At 35.2% G+C, this 18,491-nt stretch carries 17 protein-coding genes and 1 pseudogene; 4 read left to right on the top strand and 14 right to left on the bottom strand.

Going from position 1 to position 18,491, the window contains the following annotated elements:
- The 11 genes and pseudogenes from ACODS7_RS26855 to ACODS7_RS26805 form a co-directional block, all read right to left on the bottom strand.
- Positions 1 to 394 (bottom strand): RNA polymerase sigma factor (locus tag ACODS7_RS26855; protein ID WP_488827997.1); only part of this gene is annotated, 394 nt, incomplete at its 3' end.
- A gap of 180 nt (positions 395 to 574) precedes the next feature.
- Positions 575 to 1,009 carry an HIT family protein gene (locus tag ACODS7_RS26850; protein WP_098629117.1) on the bottom strand — a complete coding sequence of 145 codons (435 nt, stop codon included), beginning with the start codon at positions 1,007 to 1,009 and terminating at the stop codon, positions 575 to 577.
- A 62-nt stretch (positions 1,010 to 1,071) separates the two neighbouring features.
- Positions 1,072 to 1,449 carry an OsmC family protein gene (locus tag ACODS7_RS26845; protein ID WP_000778853.1) on the bottom strand — a complete coding sequence of 126 codons (378 nt, stop codon included), beginning with the start codon at positions 1,447 to 1,449 and terminating at the stop codon, positions 1,072 to 1,074.
- Positions 1,424 to 2,854: an amino acid permease gene (locus ACODS7_RS26840; protein WP_001187093.1), complete on the bottom strand. Its 1,431-nt coding sequence runs from the start codon at positions 2,852 to 2,854 to the stop codon at positions 1,424 to 1,426. Before ACODS7_RS26840 ends, ACODS7_RS26845 begins: the two co-directional genes overlap by 26 nt.
- A gap of 204 nt (positions 2,855 to 3,058) precedes the next feature.
- A complete protein-coding gene (locus tag ACODS7_RS26835) occupies positions 3,059 to 3,703 on the bottom strand; it encodes an amino acid ABC transporter permease (RefSeq protein ID WP_243169100.1) in 645 nt (214 codons plus the stop codon).
- Positions 3,704 to 4,360 (bottom strand): amino acid ABC transporter permease, encoded by a 657-nt coding sequence (locus ACODS7_RS26830; RefSeq protein WP_016083541.1) that lies wholly within the window; start codon positions 4,358 to 4,360, stop codon positions 3,704 to 3,706.
- A gap of 87 nt (positions 4,361 to 4,447) precedes the next feature.
- Complete coding sequence (gene glnH / locus ACODS7_RS26825) at positions 4,448 to 5,278, bottom strand: glutamine ABC transporter substrate-binding protein GlnH (RefSeq protein WP_048564166.1); 831 nt, start codon at positions 5,276 to 5,278, stop codon at positions 4,448 to 4,450.
- Between the two features lie 12 nt (positions 5,279 to 5,290).
- Positions 5,291 to 6,020, bottom strand: a pseudogene (locus tag ACODS7_RS26820) (amino acid ABC transporter ATP-binding protein).
- Positions 6,017 to 6,145 (bottom strand): amino acid ABC transporter ATP-binding protein, encoded by a 129-nt coding sequence (locus ACODS7_RS26815; RefSeq protein ID WP_080990869.1) that lies wholly within the window; start codon positions 6,143 to 6,145, stop codon positions 6,017 to 6,019. The pseudogene ACODS7_RS26820 and the gene ACODS7_RS26815 overlap by 4 nt, the downstream one beginning before the upstream one ends.
- Positions 6,146 to 6,155: 10 nt before the next feature.
- Positions 6,156 to 7,616 carry an alanine/glycine:cation symporter family protein gene (locus ACODS7_RS26810; protein WP_000387486.1) on the bottom strand — a complete coding sequence of 487 codons (1,461 nt, stop codon included), beginning with the start codon at positions 7,614 to 7,616 and terminating at the stop codon, positions 6,156 to 6,158.
- Positions 7,617 to 7,776: 160 nt separating this feature from the next.
- Positions 7,777 to 8,748 (bottom strand): phosphotransferase enzyme family protein, encoded by a 972-nt coding sequence (locus tag ACODS7_RS26805; protein ID WP_016083544.1) that lies wholly within the window; start codon positions 8,746 to 8,748, stop codon positions 7,777 to 7,779.
- A gap of 189 nt (positions 8,749 to 8,937) precedes the next feature.
- Between ACODS7_RS26805 and gerKA the strand changes: the two genes are divergently transcribed.
- The 3 genes from gerKA to ACODS7_RS26790 are packed head-to-tail and all read left to right on the top strand — an operon-like array spanning position 8,938 to position 12,632.
- On the top strand, positions 8,938 to 10,440 hold the full coding sequence (gerKA, locus tag ACODS7_RS26800) for a spore germination protein GerKA (RefSeq protein WP_029441557.1): 1,503 nt from the start codon (positions 8,938 to 8,940) through the stop codon (positions 10,438 to 10,440).
- Positions 10,421 to 11,527: a GerAB/ArcD/ProY family transporter gene (locus tag ACODS7_RS26795; protein ID WP_029441556.1), complete on the top strand. Its 1,107-nt coding sequence runs from the start codon at positions 10,421 to 10,423 to the stop codon at positions 11,525 to 11,527. Before gerKA ends, ACODS7_RS26795 begins: the two co-directional genes overlap by 20 nt.
- On the top strand, positions 11,508 to 12,632 hold the full coding sequence (locus tag ACODS7_RS26790; protein ID WP_098629115.1) for a Ger(x)C family spore germination protein: 1,125 nt from the start codon (positions 11,508 to 11,510) through the stop codon (positions 12,630 to 12,632). The genes ACODS7_RS26795 and ACODS7_RS26790 overlap by 20 nt, the downstream gene beginning before the upstream one ends.
- A gap of 31 nt (positions 12,633 to 12,663) precedes the next feature.
- Here ACODS7_RS26790 and treC read toward each other — a convergent pair whose 3' ends face one another.
- The 3 genes from treC to treR form a co-directional block, all read right to left on the bottom strand.
- On the bottom strand, positions 12,664 to 14,325 hold the full coding sequence (treC, locus tag ACODS7_RS26785) for an alpha,alpha-phosphotrehalase (RefSeq protein WP_098629114.1): 1,662 nt from the start codon (positions 14,323 to 14,325) through the stop codon (positions 12,664 to 12,666).
- 13 nt (positions 14,326 to 14,338) lie between these two features.
- Complete coding sequence (treP, locus tag ACODS7_RS26780) at positions 14,339 to 15,766, bottom strand: PTS system trehalose-specific EIIBC component (protein ID WP_098629113.1); 1,428 nt, start codon at positions 15,764 to 15,766, stop codon at positions 14,339 to 14,341.
- A gap of 141 nt (positions 15,767 to 15,907) precedes the next feature.
- On the bottom strand, positions 15,908 to 16,618 hold the full coding sequence (gene treR, locus ACODS7_RS26775; RefSeq protein ID WP_016083550.1) for a trehalose operon repressor: 711 nt from the start codon (positions 16,616 to 16,618) through the stop codon (positions 15,908 to 15,910).
- Positions 16,619 to 17,067: 449 nt separating this feature from the next.
- Here treR and ACODS7_RS26770 point away from each other — a divergent pair, with 449 nt between their 5' ends.
- A complete protein-coding gene (locus ACODS7_RS26770; RefSeq protein WP_243169099.1) occupies positions 17,068 to 18,447 on the top strand; it encodes an amino acid permease in 1,380 nt (459 codons plus the stop codon).
- The last annotated feature ends 44 nt before the right edge of the window (positions 18,448 to 18,491 follow it).

Genomic DNA, 18,491 nt, shown 5'->3' with positions numbered 1-18,491 from the left:
AAGCTTGCTTTTTTCTTATTCCCCCTTTTCGGGGGGATGGGCAAAAACACCCAACCTCAGACATTTTACGTTTTTCCCACTCTTCAATATTTTCATCTACTGCTTCTATTGATTCTCTTTCATATTCTTCTAAAAATGTTTCATGTCGTTTATTTTTCCGGTAACTATCAATCGCCTTGTTTTTCGCGGTCCTCAAAATATAGCGTTTAAGCTCTTGAGTAGCCAAGCTATGGAGCTTTTCCAAGTTCTTATAAAGAGTAATAAACGTCTCTTGAACCGCATCTTCAGCCTGTTGAATATTATTTAAAATAGAATAAGCTACATAATAAATTTTTTGTTCATACAACTCATATAGCTCTTCCATCTTTTCATAATCTTTGTTTGTAACTTTCATATAATTCCTCCTCTCACTCTATATAACGAATGAGCACTGTAACTTTGTGACACTGCAAAATCTTTTTATATATAAAATTTAATAATAGAATAAGCAAAAGCCCAATTTCTCTATTGTAACTGAGAAATTGGGCTTTTTAATATTAGAATTTTCCTGACTGTATCTCTAAGAAAAATTCTTTTACACCTTTTCAATATGCAGTATTTGCTCTATCGCTTCTTTTAACAAATTCTTTGTCTCTTCAAAGTTATGATTCTTCTTTTCCTCCGATTGCACCGTATAAAACTCAGCAAACGAACGCTCTTTATATCTTGGTACGACATGCATATGGTAATGTGTTAACTCGTTAAATACTCCACCATTTTGACAAACTGTAATTCCATCTGGTTTATATAATGCCTTAATCGCTTTTGAAATCAGCTTAGAAGCATCCATAATTGATTTTGCTACAACGTCATCTAATTCGTCTACTTCTACAACATGCTGCTTTGGCACAATTAAAGTATGTCCTGGGTAGAAAGGCGCATGATCTAAAAAGCAAGTTACATAATCATCTTCATATACTTTATATATTTTTTCCTCTTCGTTTGCTAATTTACAACCTAAACATTTCATAATACTTCCTCCTCTGTTAAAAACATAAAAACGTGAGAGCTATACTCTCACGCTTTTATGTTTCACTTTATTAGTTCAATTGTTTCCGTAACTTTTATACTATCTTTTACAGATTGAACAATCGTGCAATTTTTCACTGCAAGCTGCAATGCTTTGTCCAACTGCTCTTCTGTAATGTTTTCCGCTTTAATTTTATAGTGCAAATGAACACTTTCAACTGGTTTGGATAAAGCTTCACTTCTACCAATTTCAGTTTCGATCGTAAACGTATCGTATGTAATACGTTTCTTTTCTAAAATTGTTCGAAAGACAATTGCACTACATCCTGCGATAGAAGAAACGAGTAATTGTAACGGTGAATACCCGTTTTCTTTTCCAATCGCTAATTGAGCGTACGATAAATCTGCCTTTATATCATCGTGTTTGATTGTTAGTTTCATTTGTTTTGTCCATCTCCACTTTCATCGGTTTCTGCTGTTTCTTACTCATATAATAATAATATATATAGCAGAAAATGATAAATGGAATACCGCAGTATAACGCCATTCTTTGTTCAGGAATAAACGCTAAACTAATAACAACGATGCTATTTGTAATTAAAGCTAAAATTGGAACAATCGGATATAGTGGTGTTCTATACTTTAAGTCCTCTAACTTTCCTCCGCCTTTTATATACTGACTTCTAAAGCGAAGTTGCGATAGAGCAATAATGATCCAACTTGAAACAGCCGATAAACCAGCTATCGATAATAAGTACATGTATACTGTATCTTCTGCAAGGAAACTTGTGAATAGGGATAATCCAGCTACCGCAATCGTTACGACTAGCGCTGTAATTGGAATACCACGTTTATTTACTTTCTTGAAAGAAGTTGGTGCCATTCCTTCATTTGCAAGTGACCATAATATACGTGTCGCTGCATATAATCCAGAGTTCGCTACAGATAATAACGCAGTAATAATAACAAAGTTCATAATATCAGCTGCATATGGAATACCGATTTTATCAAATACAACTACGAATGGACTTTCAATTACGCCTGCTTCCTTCCAAGAAATTAATCCTACTAAAATTGTCATTGTTAAAATGAAGAATAACATAATACGCCATACTGTATTACGGATCGCACGTGGAATTGTTTTTTCTGGATTTTCACTTTCTCCCGCTGCAATTCCGATTAACTCTGTTCCTTGGAACGAGAAGTTAACTGTAATCATTGTAAGTAATACGGCAGCTAGTCCATTTGGGAAAAGTCCACCATCGCTTACAAAGTTAGAGAAAAGAGGTGCTGCTTCTTTTCCGTCATATGATATAAATCCTAATAATGCACTACCACCAAGAACAACAAATGCAAGGATTGTAATTACTTTAATACTAGAAAACCAAAATTCTAATTCAGCGTAGCTTTTCGCTGAGATAGCATTTGACGCATATAGAATAACGCCGAATACAAGGCACCATACCCAAACATCAACATTTGGAAACCATCTTTTCATCATTAAACCTATTGACGTTAATTCTAGACCCACTGTTACTGCCCAGCCGAGCCAGTATAACCAGCCAATCATAAAGCCCGTTCCTGGTCCAATAAACTTCGTTGCATACTTTTGGAAAGATCCCGAAACTGGCATTGCTACTGTTAACTCTCCAAGACAAAGCATTGTTAAATACATAATAAATCCGCCTACTAAATATGAAAGGATGGCTCCCCCTGGTCCAGCCTGATTAATAGTGTAACCTGAACCTAAGAAAAAACCAGTTCCGATTACACCACCAAGTGCGATCATAAATAAATGTCTACTCTTCATCGTACGATGTAATTTCTCATTCGTTGGTTGCTGCATCTAAATCCTCCCCCTACCATACCCCTATGTCTTGTTAAAATTTTCTGATAATAAAAATATACACGAAAGCGATTACATTTTCTATATAAAATTAAAACTTTTCTGATAAAATAATATAAAAAATCTAATTATTGCAAGATTTAGATTCTATTTAGAGGAAAATAAGGATAAACAAGGAAAAAACCCTCACATATATTGTAAGGGTTAACGGAGTTCTAATCTTCTGGATAAAATTGATAAACTATAATTTACGATAAAATACATACAAGCTACTACTATAAACGTCGGGATCATGTAATTCACATTTTGTCCGCTACTAATTTGAGCATTATGCATAAGTTCAGGTAGTGATATAACAACCGCTAGCGACGTATCCTTCAGCAATGAAATAAATTGACTAACAAGTGGCGGAACCATTCTCCTTAATGCTTGCGGCAAAATAATATACCAAAGTGCTTGAACATACGTTAATCCTGAAGATCTTGCAGCCTCAACCTGCCCTTTTTCAATCGATAATAGACCACTTCGAACAATTTCAGATATCATTGCTGCTTCAAATATTGTTAAAGCAACAATTGCAGCTGTTATAATTTCTAATTTCAAGCCTGCTTCTGGAAGTGCAAAATACGTAAAAAATATAATTAAAAGAAGCGGTAAATTTCGAATCACTTCAACGATAATTCCTAATATTTGTGAGACGACTGGTATTTTCATGTAGCGCAATATCCCTATTACACTACCAATAATAAAGCTAAGTACAATTGCTACGAACGCTACCTCTAGTGTTATGAGTAATCCTTTTAATAAAAACAGAATATGATCTCCTGTAATTGCTCCCTTAAAATCCATTTACACCGCCTCCTTTGCTAAGCGTTTTTCTAAATAACGCACTAGCATACTGAGCGGAATTGTTAATATTAAATAAAACATCCCGACAAATATATAAACATCAAACGTAACAAACGTCTTCGTGGAAATTAAATCTCCTTGATACATTAAATCAGTACCAGCAATAATTCCGAGTATTGAGGAGTTTTTAACTAAATTGAGAAATTGATTTCCTAAAGGGGGGATTACAATTTTCATAGCTTGAGGTAAGACAACATAATACATTCCTTGCACATACGTTAATCCTGAGGAACGCGCAGCTTCCATTTGCCCTTTCGCAACTGATAAAATACCAGCGCGAATTACTTCTGCAATAAATGCTGCAGTATATATCGTAAGCGTAACTGTTCCTGCTACAAAACCATTTAACGTAATTCCTATTACAGGTAAAGCGAAATAGAATATAAATGCAATTAATACGAGTGGAATATTTCTTACAAACTCTACAAAAGCGGATCCCATCCAATTTAAAATACGAATAGGTGCAATACGCATTACTGCCAAAATTACGCCTAAAATAAAACTGCCTATTAATGCAATTACACTAGACATAACTGTATATTTAAACCCTTCTAAATACATATCAATGTTATTCGTTAATATAGAAAAATCAGGCACATATTCTCCCCTCTTTCTTTACAAGAAGAGGATGAGTACTCTCATCCTCTCACTCTTACTATTTATCAAGAAAAATAAAGTTTCACTTTACTTCTCTTGTTTTTGACCGATCCATTTTTCATACAATTTATCGTATTCCCCGCTCGCCTTCATATCTTTTAGTAAGTTATTAATCTCTTTCGTTAAATCGTCTGCACCTTTTTGCACTGCAATTCCGTACGGTTCATCTGTGAAAATTTTTCCTACTACTTCATAATTAGCATCTTGTTTTGCCATTCCATAAAGAATCGCATTATCTGTCGTTAACACATCACCTTTACCTGCCTTTAACGCTGTAAATGCCTCACTATAATTTTCAAATTCTAATACAGTCGCTTCTGGTGACTTTTGACGAATGTTATTTGTAGATGTTGATCCTTTTACAGCTAATACTTTAACGCCTTGTTTTATATCATCGACGCTCTTAATATTGCTTCCTTTTTTCACAAGTAACGATTGTCCTGCTTTAAAATATACATCTGAAAAATCCACTTCTTTTTTGCGTTCTTCCGTAATTGTCATTGTCGCAATAATTGCATCAATATCACCATTTTTCAGCATTGGAATACGTGTTTTAGACGTTACTTCTTTCAACTCTAGCTTCTTTTCATCTCCAAGAATCTTTTTCGCAAGTGCCTTCGCGATATCAACATCGAATCCTTCTACCTGCCCTGTTGAAGGATTTTTCAATCCAAATAAATTCGTATCATTCTTCACCCCAACTACTAATTTCCCTCGTTTCTTAATTTGCTCAACAGCCCCGCCTTGCTTCGTATTTGTTTCCTTTGCCTCATCTTTCTTACTTCCGCATCCAGCAACAACAAGCACGAATAAACATGAAAATACGATTAAAGTAAATAACTTTTTCATTTTAAGCATGAAATTCCTCCTCTAATGATTTAACACCCGACTTAAAAATAAACGAGCTCTTTCTTGTTCAGGATTTGCAAAAAATTGCGCCGGTGTTGTATCCTCAATGATTTGGCCATCATCCATAAATAAAATTCGATCTGCTACTTCTCTTGCAAATCCCATTTCATGCGTGACAACGACCATTGTCATCCCTTCTTTAGCTAGCGTTTTCATAACATCAAGTACTTCCCCGATCATCTCCGGATCAAGAGCAGACGTAGGCTCATCGAACAGCATAATTTCCGGTTGCATCGCAAGTCCTCTAGCAATTGCTACCCTTTGCTGTTGTCCTCCGGATAATTGATGCGGATATACATTAGCCTTCTCCGGGATTCCTACTTTCTCTAAATAAAACATTGCTGTTTTTCTCTGCTTCTTCTTTGGAAACTTTATTTACTTTAATCGGTGCTAGTGTAATATTTTGCAGAACTGTTTTATGTGGATATAAATAAAAATGTTGAAAGACCATCCCAATATTTCGCCGCAATTCATTCATGTCCGTTTTTTTATTGTGTACCTCTGTATTTTGTACAATTAATTCTCCATCTGTAATTGCCTCTAATTGATTTATACATCGAAGCAATGTACTTTTTCCTGATCCTGAAGGCCCGACAACTACTACCACTTCGCCTTTTTTCACTTGCACATTAATATTTTTCAAAACTTGAAAGTTACCATAATATTTATTTACATTACGAAATTCTATCAACATACTCCCCCTTCCCCTAACAACGCATGTACATTCTTTTTATATTCAAAAATAGTCCCAAAAATAACTTTCAGCTTCAATTTGTCCATAAAAAAAGCAAAGGGTTTCCCCTTTGCTTTTTTCATTTCTATTCTATTAAGATACTTCTTCTTTCTTATCTTTCCCGTATTCATGCTCCCAAAAATCAGCATTTTTAATTCCTAATTCCTGCGGATCAAATACTGGATCTTTCCCTTCTTTTTTCTGCTTTTCATAATCTTTTAATGCGATCAATGCTGGTTTTTGTAGTAGTAAAATCGCGATAATGTTAACCCATGCCATAATCCCTACACCAATGTCACCTAAAGCCCATGCTGTTGCAGCTGTTTTTACACAACCATAGAATACGACTCCTAAGAATACAAATTTTAGTACGATGGACATCCAAGGACGGTCTTTATCACGATTTAAGTATGCAATATTCGTTTCTGCAATGTAGTAATACGCCATAATTGTTGTAAACGCGAAGAATAGTAAAGAAATTGCAACGAAACCGTTTCCAAATCCAGGGAAAACAGATTCTACTGCTGCCTGTGTATAACCAGGACCCGGCTGCGCACCATTTAATTTATTAACGATAAAGTTTTTTCCGCTTGCATCAAATACGTTATACATGCCTGTAATAATCATCATAAATGCTGTTGCTGAACAAACAAATAATGTATCAATGTAAACGGAAAATGCTTGTACTAACCCTTGTTTAGCTGGATGTGATACTTCAGCAGCTGCCGCCGCATGGGCCCCAGTTCCTTGCCCTGCTTCATTGGAATAAATACCACGTTTTACTCCCCAAGAGATTGCTAAACCAATAATTCCACCAAAAGCTGCTTCTAATGCAAATGCACTTTTTAAAATTAACATGAAAGCATCTGGTAATTTTTCAATATTCATAGCAACAATGACGCAAGCTACTAAAATATAACCAAGCGCCATAAATGGCACTACAACTTGCGCTACGTTAACAATTCGCTTAACTCCACCAAAAATAATAAGCGCTAATGCCGCTACTAATACCGCTCCGGATACAGAAGTATTAATACCGAAAGCTGTTTCCAAACTTACAGCAATACTATTTGCCTGAACACCCGGTAACAGCATCCCCGTTGCAAGAATTGTTGCTGCAACGAATACTAATGCATACCATTTAACCCCTAACCCTTTTTCAATGTAATAAGCTGGACCACCACGGAATTGCCCTTGATGCTTCGTCTTATATATTTGTGCAAGTGTCGATTCTACATAAGCAGAACCTGCTCCTAGAAACGCGACCGCCCACATCCAAAAGACAGCTCCTGGACCACCAAATGCAACAGCCGTTGCAACACCCGCAATATTTCCTGTTCCAACGCGCCCTGATAAAGAAAGTGCTAACGCCTGGAACGAAGAAACACCAGCATCCGATTTTTCTCCTTGAAATGTAAGCTTCACCATTTCTCCTACATGCCTTACTTGTAAAAACCTCGTTCGAATGGAAAAATATAAACCTGCTCCTAAACATAAATAAACAAGTGCTGGACTCCAAACAATATTATTGATCCAACTTACGATAGCTTCCAACATTCCCCCTCCTCTTTTTATAAAGAATATTCAGAATATATATAAAATTATAAGTGTATACCGAATCTAGGACAATATTATTTTAATAAAGTAAACATATTTTTGTATAAAAAAACAAAGTATATATTTGTTTTATATACTTTGTTTTGAACTAAATGTATTATATATTCACAATTGCTTCTTTTTTGATAATTCTTCCGTATAGCTCTTCCGATAATTTCAAGAAATTATCAGGCATATCTTTCCCTTTAAACTTCTTTTGAAGCGTTCCATATAAACCTATATCACGTAAGCGTAAAAATAGTGGTAACGATTCATACCAACTATCCGCCAGCCTGTGCTCATATTCGTATCCTTTTCTTAACACTTGTAACTGTTTACGAGCGAATGTCGTCTTCTCCTCCACTGTCCACGGTGCAAAAAGGACCGAGTAATAAAGAACCATTGCCAAATCATGAATGAAGTAATTATAGGCAGCATCATCAAAATCAAAGATTGTTAGCTCTTTTCCATCATAATGGAAATTACCTGGATGAATATCGCCATGCATAAGACCGAACGTTTCTCTGCCAATTGGAAGAGTCTTTATTTCCTCCATTAATACAGCAGCAATCTCTTTCACTTTCTCATCTTCTAATTCATTAACAATGCTACTCTCGTCCTCTTCCCACGTATCACGGTAATCTGTTTTAGGATAATCCATTGTAAGGCGATGCAGTTGTCCAATCGCTTTTCCCCACGCTTCAAAGTAAGTATTTCCCCAATAAGGCGATTCCTCTCCTTTTACTTGCTCGCCTTTTGCATATGTAAATAAAGACGCGAAAAAGAACGTTCCATCCTCTGCTACAATTTCTTCTACAAGATTCTGAGACGTTGAATAAAGAGGTCCTGCTACCTTTGCCCCATTCTCCGCAACATATCGTAAAAAATCTAGTTCCGCCTCTACCTCTTGTTTAGAGCGATGAGAAGAATGCGTTAAACGTAATACGTAATCTTCATCATTATCACCCTTCGCCTTAAAAATATAATTTTCAAAATCTCCAAGTGGCTTTTCTTCCACTGTTACATGAAATTCTCTTGCCGCTCTTGCTAAAATTTCCTTTGTAAAAACACGTTCTACAGCTATTTCCATATGTATCCCTCCTATATATCTTCTTAATTCGACACAAATGTGAGAAGTACTGCTATGAAATTGAATAGTGCACAAAAGACAATGTAACGTAACTTTCAATCCTCTTTTTTTAAAAATAATTCAAGCATAAATTTCTCACAAACGACAAAAATTAACAGAAACAATTGCACTTTAAAAGAGGTGGAAATTATGACAGAGAAAAAAGAACAACAAAAGAGTAAAAAACAAAAGCATATGTTTCCATCACTTCCGGAGAACATTAATTACATTGAAAATAAACTTTCTCATTCTGATGATATAAAAAAATTAGATCTCCCTTTTCAAAACGGAAAAGGAACAATCTTATATATCGAATCTTTAGCAGATCCAAATCTAATTCATCAGTTAGCCCTTGAGCCTTTATTGACACGGTCAGACTTAGCTTTAGATAAAGCTTTTTCTACATTGAATATGACAAAAGAAACGAATTTAAATTATGGTGTGCAGCTTTTATTACAAGGTAAATCATTATATTTCCATGAGCAAGTCGAAAGCTTTTGTATTTTTGAAACAGCTCTATCTTTAAAAAGAGATATAACAGAGCCTGATAATGAAGGTATTGTACGTGGACCGCATACTGGTTTTGTAGAAGATTTAGCAACGAATTTAGCTTCTATTCGTAAACTCATTAAGAGTCCAAATGTAGTTGTTAAATATTTTACACTCGGTGAAGAAATGCACACGAAAGTAGCTATTGCTTATATTCAAAATATAGCTAATGATGATCTCGTTACCGAAGTAAAAAGAAGGCTAGAAACTATTAAAACCGATTCCCTTATGGCACCAGGTTATATACAAGAATTTATAGAAGATAATTCTTTCTCGCCATTTCCACAACAATTAAATACAGAGCGGCCAGATAGAACTGTCGCTAATTTAATGGAAGGCCGAGTTGCTATTTTATCCGATGGAGATCCAACAGCTCTTATCGTTCCTGTTACGTTATTCGCTTTCTATCAATCACCAGATGACTATAATAACCGCTGGATTGTTGGTTCTTTCGTCCGAATGATTCGCCTAGTGAGCTTCTTGATTGCCTTTCTCTTACCAGCTATATATATCGCAACCGTCGCTTTTCATCCTGATGTGTTGCCACTCGAGCTCGTTTATACAATTAAAGCTTCATTAGAAAAAGTACCTCTCCCTCCCATTTTTGAGGCTCTCTTAATGGAATTGATTTTCGAATTATTACGGGAAGCTGGTATTCGCTTGCCAAGCCGAGTTGGACAAACAATCGGTATTGTAGGCGGTTTAGTAATTGGTGATGCGATTGTAAAAGCTGGACTCGTTTCTTATACGATGATTATCGTTGTAGCTTTAACTGCAATTGCATCTTTTCTCGTTCCATCAAACGATATGAGTTCAGCAGTTCGTATTCTTCGTTTTCCATTAATGATTCTTGCTGCCATATTTGGATATGTAGGAATATCATTCGGTCTAATTATAACTTTCGTTCACTTATGTCAGCTTCATTCGTTTCATACACCATATCTTTCTCCTCTTGCACCTATGCGGATCAAAGATATGAAAGATTCTTTTGTAAGACTTCCAATTTGGTCGTTTTGGGAACGGCCTCATGATCCAAAGCCGAAAAAAATGCAACGACAGCATGTAACGAGAGAGGATGAGAATGGTGACAAACACGCAAAGTAAAATTTCACTTGTTCAATTTACCTTTTTCGTTATTCAGTGCCAAATCGGAGTTGGTATACTTTCTTTACCAAACCGTCTTCACCCAATAGCGAAAGGTGGCGGATGGATTTCTGCTCTCATCGCTGGTCTTGCAATACAACTTATTATTTTACTTATGTGGTTTTTGTTAAGAAGATTTCCTGATGCAACTATGTATGAAATTTCTTCTATAATGTTTGGGAATAAATTCGGAAAACTATTAGGATTTTCATATGTTCTTTATTTTACACTTATCGGTATGACCGTTATGTTAAATGCTTGTAATGTCATTAAAGTATGGGTTTTGCAAGCAACCCCTTGGTCTGCAATTCTCATACTATTTACAATAGCTTGCTGCTATGTAGCCTATAATACATTTAAAGTAATTGTAAGATTTTATGTCATGGCTTCTATTCTCATTTTGCCCATGGCTCTTTTAATTGCACTAGGTTTTTCACGAGCTGATTTTTCTTATATTTTTCCAATTACAGAAGCCGGATGGTGGAATATTATTCAAGCTTCAAAGGAAACCATTACAGCTATGTATGGTTTTGAAATTATTCTGATCGCTTTTCCAAAAGTAAATGGGAATCCTGTTGCACGGCTAAAGGCCATTTCTATCGCTAATGGATTTGTAACTCTTTTTTACACTTTTACCGTTTGGATTTGCTTTATTGTATTTAGTCCAAAACAAGTTGAGCTTATTCCAGAACCAGTTGCTTACTTATTACGCTCTCTCCATATTGGGATTATAGACCGAACAGACCTAATTTTCATTCCAATTTGGATGATAACTGTTGTAGCCTCCATCGCTAGTTATTACTGTGCTGCTTCAATAGGAATTGGACATATATTCAATCTTGCTAATCATAAAAAAGCTGTTCCAATCGTTGGTATTATTGCTTTTAGTGTAGCCTTATTTATAGATACACCTGAGGAGCTTAAAGTACTTGCTACATTTACTGATAAATTCACCTATATTTTTATAGTAATTCTACCTTTTTTATTTCTTCTCTATTCCTTATTCAGAAATAAGAAAGGAGCTCCATATGCACAAAAAAACAATTAAATTATGTAGCATATTGTGCGCTAGCTCACTTCTTTCTGGTTGTTGGGATCAAGAACCTTTAAGAGATGCGAGATTAGCTTATAGTATTGGCTTTGATATTACAGAAGAAAATAAACTGCAGCAAACCATTGAACTCGTAAAGAGTTCGAGTGGGGATCAATCTTCATTTAAAAATGAAGTACATTCAGCAACTGGCTATAACATACGTGATACAAGTGATTCTTTAAGAAAAAACGTTACTGGTAATATTCGTTATTTCAAATATGGAGTAGAACTATTAGGAACAAAAATCCAAAAGAAAGGCATACTCCCTTATTTAGACGTTGGATTTAGAGATCCAACAAATCCAACCGCATTAGTAAAACTTATATCAGTAGATGGGGAAACGGATAAAATACTTGCCCAAAAGAAGGTAGGAAATTTATTAATTGGAGACTTTTTAAAGAAAAAAGTACAGAGCTTAGAAGACATGAGTATATTTCCAGATGAAACTTTAGAAACGGCCGCTACAAAAATGTTAGATCCCGGAAAAGATTTCACCCTCCCATCTATAAAGCTAAAAGGAAAAGAAGTTGTAACCAATGGGATAGCTCTATTTAACAAAGATAAATTAACTGGACTTTTACCTTTACGCCAATCGGTACTCTTCGTATTACTAACTGATAAAATGGGGAAAAGCGCTCGCATAACCCAAAAACTTACAAATAACGATTCATCTAGTACATCTGACTATCTTACAATTGAAGTAAGTAATCGAAAGTTAAAACGAGACTTAAAAATAACAACAGATAAAAAAGGAAATGTTTATGCTCACATTAAGCTTCAATTAAAAGTTATAGCACTTGAGGCTCCAAGAGATAATCTTTATAAAATGAGTGCAAGAAAAAAACTAAATAAAGAATTGTCTAAACAACTTACGAAAGAAGCTAAAAAGATAACAAAAAAGCTACAAAAAGCAAACTGTGATGCTTTCGGTATCGGCAGACACCTTATCGCTTATCATCCTGATTTATGGAAGAAAAAAAATTGGAATAAAGATTATGCAAAAGTAAAATTTAAGCCTGAAGTAGAAGTAAATATTTTGTATAGTGGTGTCTTAAAATAAAAGGTTGTATGCCTCCTCGGCATACAACCTTTTATTTCGTATATCGATATACAATTGATTCATATGGTCTTAAATTTAAATTATTAATGTCCACACTTGAATCTTTATAATTTGATACTACTACTTCTTGTTTCATACCATCTACTTGAACATGAACTGGTACGGAATATGTGATGTCTTCTCCATAAAAGTTATTTATAACAAGTAGTACTTCATTCTCTACAGTACGTGTATATGCCCAAATCTTAGGATGATTTCCATCTAAAATAGCATACTCTCCTTCTGTAATAACATCATATGTTTTTCTTAGTTCAATTAGTTTTTGATAATGATAAAATACAGACTCATTATCTTCTAATGCCTTCTCTACGTTTATTTCTTTAAAGTTTTCAGCGACCGAAATCCAAGGTGTGCTTGTTGTAAAACCGCTGTTCATCTCTTCATTCCACTGCATTGGAGTGCGAGAGTTATCACGAGATTTCTGCTTTAAAATCCCTATAATCTCTTCTTTTGATAGCCCTTCTTTTAGCTTTATATCGTATATATTTAACGATTCCACATCACGATATTGCTCGATGGACTCAAATTTAGGATTCGTCATACCGATTTCTTCCCCTTGATAAATATAAGGCGTTCCTTGCAGCATGTGCATGGCTGTCGCTAACATTTTTGCAGATTCGTTTCGGTACTTTCCATCATCACCAAAGCGTGACACGATGCGAGGCTGGTCATGATTACACCAAAATAAAGCATTCCATCCTTCGCCCTTTTGCATTTCAATTTGCCAGTTAGACATAATCTCTTTTAATTTAATAAAATCAAACTCTGCTTTCGTCCACTTATCACCATTCGGATAATCTACTTTTAAATGATGGAAACTAAACGTCATGCTTAGTTCATTGCGCTCAGGATTAGAATATTTAATACAATTATCAATTGTCGTAGATGACATTTCTCCAACTGTAATTACATCTTTTCCTTCAAAAACATTTCGGTTCATCTCTTGTAAATATTCATGAACACGCGGACCATCTGTATAATACTTGCGCCCATCACTTGTCGCAGTACTACCTTCATCGTTTAAGAAGCATTGGTCTTTTGAAATTAAGTTAATGACATCTAATCGGAATCCTGTTACTCCTTTATCCAGCCAAAAACGCATCATATCATATACTTCTTCACGAAGTTTTTCATTTTCCCAATTTAAATCAGCTTGTGTTTCATCAAATAAATGTAAATAATATTGCTCCGTCTTCTCATCATATTTCCAAGCAGATCCACCAAACTTAGACTGCCAATTATTTTTTTCATCACGCCAAATATAGTAATTACGATATGGACTATTTTTATCTTCCTTCGCTTCTTTAAACCACTTATGTTCAGTCGAACTATGATTTACAACAATATCAAGCATAATCTCAATGTTACGTACTTTCGCTTTTGCTAAAAGTTCTTCAAACTCTTCCATCGTTCCGTAAGATGGATCAATGCTGTAGTAATCACTTACATCATATCCATTATCATTTTGTGGTGATTGGTATATCGGTGTTAACCATATATAATCCACTCCGAGTTCTTTTAAATAATCTAGTTTCTCTGTAACCCCTTTTATATCACCGGTTTCTCTATTGTAATAACTATTAAAGCTCTTCGGATAAATTTGATAGACTACACTTTTATGCCAATCCTTCATGTTTAACTTCCTCCTACTTCTGTTTGACTCTTTTTGCAAATAACCATGTTAAAGTAAATGGGATTACAACTGCAATAATCATTCCTACAATAAAAATTGGAATCGATTTCGGAATGATAGAAATAAATGCTGGCAATCCGCCAATTCCGATAGCAGGTGCTAATACACCATTTAATGTAATGAATATCGCTGCCACAGCAGACCCTATAATCGCTGCATAAAACGGGAACTTATTTCGTAAATTCACACCAAACATCGCTGGTTCTGTAATACCGAAGTATGCTGAAATGGCTGATGTCGATGCCATACTTTTATCATTTTGATTTTTAGAAATCCAGAACATCGCAAGTGCCGCACTACCTTGCGCAATGTTAGAAAGAGCGATCATCGGCCAAATAAATGTACCACCATGTTGTGCAATTAATTGTAAATCAATTGCAATAAACATATGATGCATACCTGTAATTACGAGCGGTGCATATAATGCTCCAAATAATACTGCTCCAACTACTGGTACTGTTTCATATACACCTACTAATCCTACTGTTAATAAATCTCCGATATGACGTGTAACCGGACCGATAATTCCTAATGCTAACACACCTGTCACAACGATTGTTGTAATTGGTACAACTAATAATTGAATTGCATTTGGTACATGTTTCTTTAAAAAGATTTCTACTTTACTTAACACAAATGCAGCTACTAAAACAGGTAAAATTTGTCCTTGATATCCTACCTTCTCAATTTGGAACAGTCCTAAAATATTGAAGTACTCAATCTTTTGACCCTCTAAACCAGTTGCTGCTTTTCCATAATCCCAAGCGTTTAATAAGGCCGGGTGCACAAGCATTAATCCCATAACAATCCCTAGTATTGGACTACCACCAAAACGCTTCGTTGCCGACCACCCTACAAGTGCCGGTAAGAATACGAATGCTGTATTGGCCATCATATTAATTAAATCCCAAAGCCCGCCTAAGTTCGGATAAACATCTAATAAATTTTTCCCATCAAAAAATAAGTCCTTTGCCCCTAATAGATTGTTAATACCCATTAGTAAACCAGCTGTTACGATCGCTGGTAATATCGGCATAAATACATCCGAAAATATTTTTACAAACTTTTGAGCTGGATTTAACTTCTGATTTCCAGAGTCTTTTACGTCAGCTACAGTCGATTCTTTCATACCTGCAAGCGTTATCAATTCAACGTAAACACGATCTACATCCCCTGGACCAATTACAACTTGAAATATACCAGCGTTATGAAACGCTCCTTTCACTAATGAAACAGACTGTAATTTATCATTATCTATTTTACTTTCATCTTTTAAAGCGATACGGAGCCTCGTCACACAATGTGCTGCTTGTTCAATATTGTCTTTCCCACCAATATACTGCAACACTTCCTCTGCTGTTTTACGATAGTCTTTCCCCATATTCCCGTCCCTCTTTTCTTTTTTTGATACCGTTTACAATTACATATTAACTCGTATATATAAGTTAGTCAACACTCGTATATACGAGTTCGTGTTTTTTTTTATAAAAAAAGAGATGAAACAATATTTTGTTCCACCTCTTTACTTCCTACGTGCCACATCCGAAAAGTGAAAAATATCTAAACGGTGGCGTGATTCTGTATATTCAAATTGACTTCCATCATACAAATGTGTAAAATTTTTCACAACGACAACATAGTCTGTTCCATTTAAATCTAAATACTTTCGATCATCCTCTGTACATGGCTGTACTTCGATTACCCTCTGTGAATAGCTAATATGTAGCCCTAATTCTTTCTCGATGTATTTATAAATTGACGCCGTTGCAATTTCTTTCGTTAACCCTGGAATAAACTCAGATACAAAATGATTTATATCTAAAATTACTTTTTCTCCATCAATATTTCGTACACGTTTAATATGGTCAATTTCTGTTTTTTCTTTCACGTTTAATAACTTTGCTACGTCTTTCGTCGCTTCGATTTTCTCCATTTCTACGACATCTGTAATACAATGACGCCCTAAACGTTCATTTTCTTCTTGAAAGCTTACAATACCACCGAAATTAAACTCAATGTTTTTTCGCTTTAAAACAAAAACACCTTTTCCATGAATTTTTTGCACATATCCACGCTCTTGCAGTAAATCTACTGCTTTTCTTACCGTACCTCGGCTTGCCTCATACTGCTTCATTAATTCTGTTTCTGATGGGATTTTGCATCCTTCTTTTAATTGCTTATTATCAATAGACTTACTGATTTCTGTATAAATTTGTTCATACTTACTCATCATCTACACTAGCCCCTTGTCACCTTCTAATTCTATATGTATTATACCATGCTACACTCTTCTGCCAATCTCTCACTTATTTTCCAGTATAGGAAAAATACAGGTGAATTTTTAATCTCTAAAACGGATTTTTATAAAAATTTTTATATTTTTCTTTTCATTCAAAAAAACATGTAGTATACTAACTTCAAAATCAGAGGAGAGAGGGAGCAAAGAACTATGCTTACTTATACAACAATTGTAGTTACATTTGCACAAAAACATCATCATCATACTTAACCCTTGAAACCTAGCGGAAAATTACGCGTAGGTACAAGGGTTATTCCCGTTGTACCTACGTCAGGCGAAGAGCCATGTAGGTATTTTTTATCTACATGGCTCTTTTTTTATTGTCAAAAAGGCTAGTAAAAAATGATGTTTAAGCAAAACTTACTACAAAGGAGTTAACAAAAATGGAAACGAAAAAATGGGGATTATGGGTTTTAACAGCATTTGTTATCGGGAATATGGTTGGCGGCGGCGTATTTATGCTTCCAGCAAATTTAGCACAAGTATCAGGTCCAATGGGTTCTACACTCGCATGGAGTATTACAGGCCTTGGCGTATTCATGATTGCACTTGTATTTGGAAATTTAGCGATTCGGAAACCAGAATTAAAAGCTGGACCACAAAGCTATGCTCAAGCGATGTTTCCTTCAAGAAAAGCTGGTAAAGTTGCAGGATATAGTATGGCATGGGGATATTGGGCTGCTAACTGGGCTGCAACAGCATCTGTTATTATTTCCTTTGCTGGATATTTATCAACGTTCTTTCCAGTTTTACAAAGTAAGCAAATTCTTTTTTCAATAAACGGATTTTCACTAGAACTCGGAAAAGGGTTAACTTTCCTCGTATGTAGCCTTATGCTGTGGGGAATTCAATATATTCTTTCTCAAAATATTGATCGAGCTGGAAATATGAATCTACTTGCTACCATTGCAAAAATTATCGGATTTACAATGTTTATTGTAATTACATTATTCATTTTCAATGCCTCTAATTTCGGAGACGGTCAAACCTTTATGAATGAAGCTGGACAATCCATCTCGTTAGGTGGACAAATCAATTCAGCTGCTATTGCAACCCTCTGGGCATTTATCGGTATTGAATCAGCAGTTATGCTTTCTAATCGTGCAAAATCACAGCGAGATGTAAAAAAAGCTACAATTTTCGGATTAATTATCGCTCTTCTTATTTACATGTCAATTACTTTACTTACAATGGGAGCTCTTCCGCAAGATGCTTTAAAAGAGTCTCAAAAACCATTAGTAGACGCATTAAATTTAGCAATTGGAAATAAAGGCGCATATATCATGGCTTTACTCGCTCTTATATCTTTATTTGGATCTACAGTTGGCTGGATTGTTGTTAGTTCAGAAGTACCTTACCAGGCAGCAAAGAATGGACTTTTCCCTAAGTTTTTCGGGAAAACAAATAAAAAAGGTAGTCCTTCAAAATCATTATTGATTACAAATGTAATGACGCAAATTTTCTTGTTTTCAACGATTTCTGGTACTGTTTCAGAAGCGTATAGTTTCGCTATCGTCGTAGCAACATTAGCCTATTTAATTCCATACCTTGTTTCTACTCTGTACCAATTCAAACTGGTTATTACAGGAGAAACGTATGATATAATGCCTGGTTCTCGAATAAAGGACGGGATCATTACTACATTGGCATTTGTATACTCAATTTGGGTTATCAAAACGGGAACTGCTGATTTAAAAACGTTCTTCTTAGGAATTGGATTGTTCGTATTAGGTCTTATTCTTTATCCCGTACTAATGAAGTGACCCCTAAAAGTTAGACACGGTTATTTCATTAGGCAGCTTGATAA

The organism is Bacillus sp. FG16, assembly GCF_057809515.1.
This window is presented reverse-complemented; position numbering and strand designations above follow the sequence as displayed.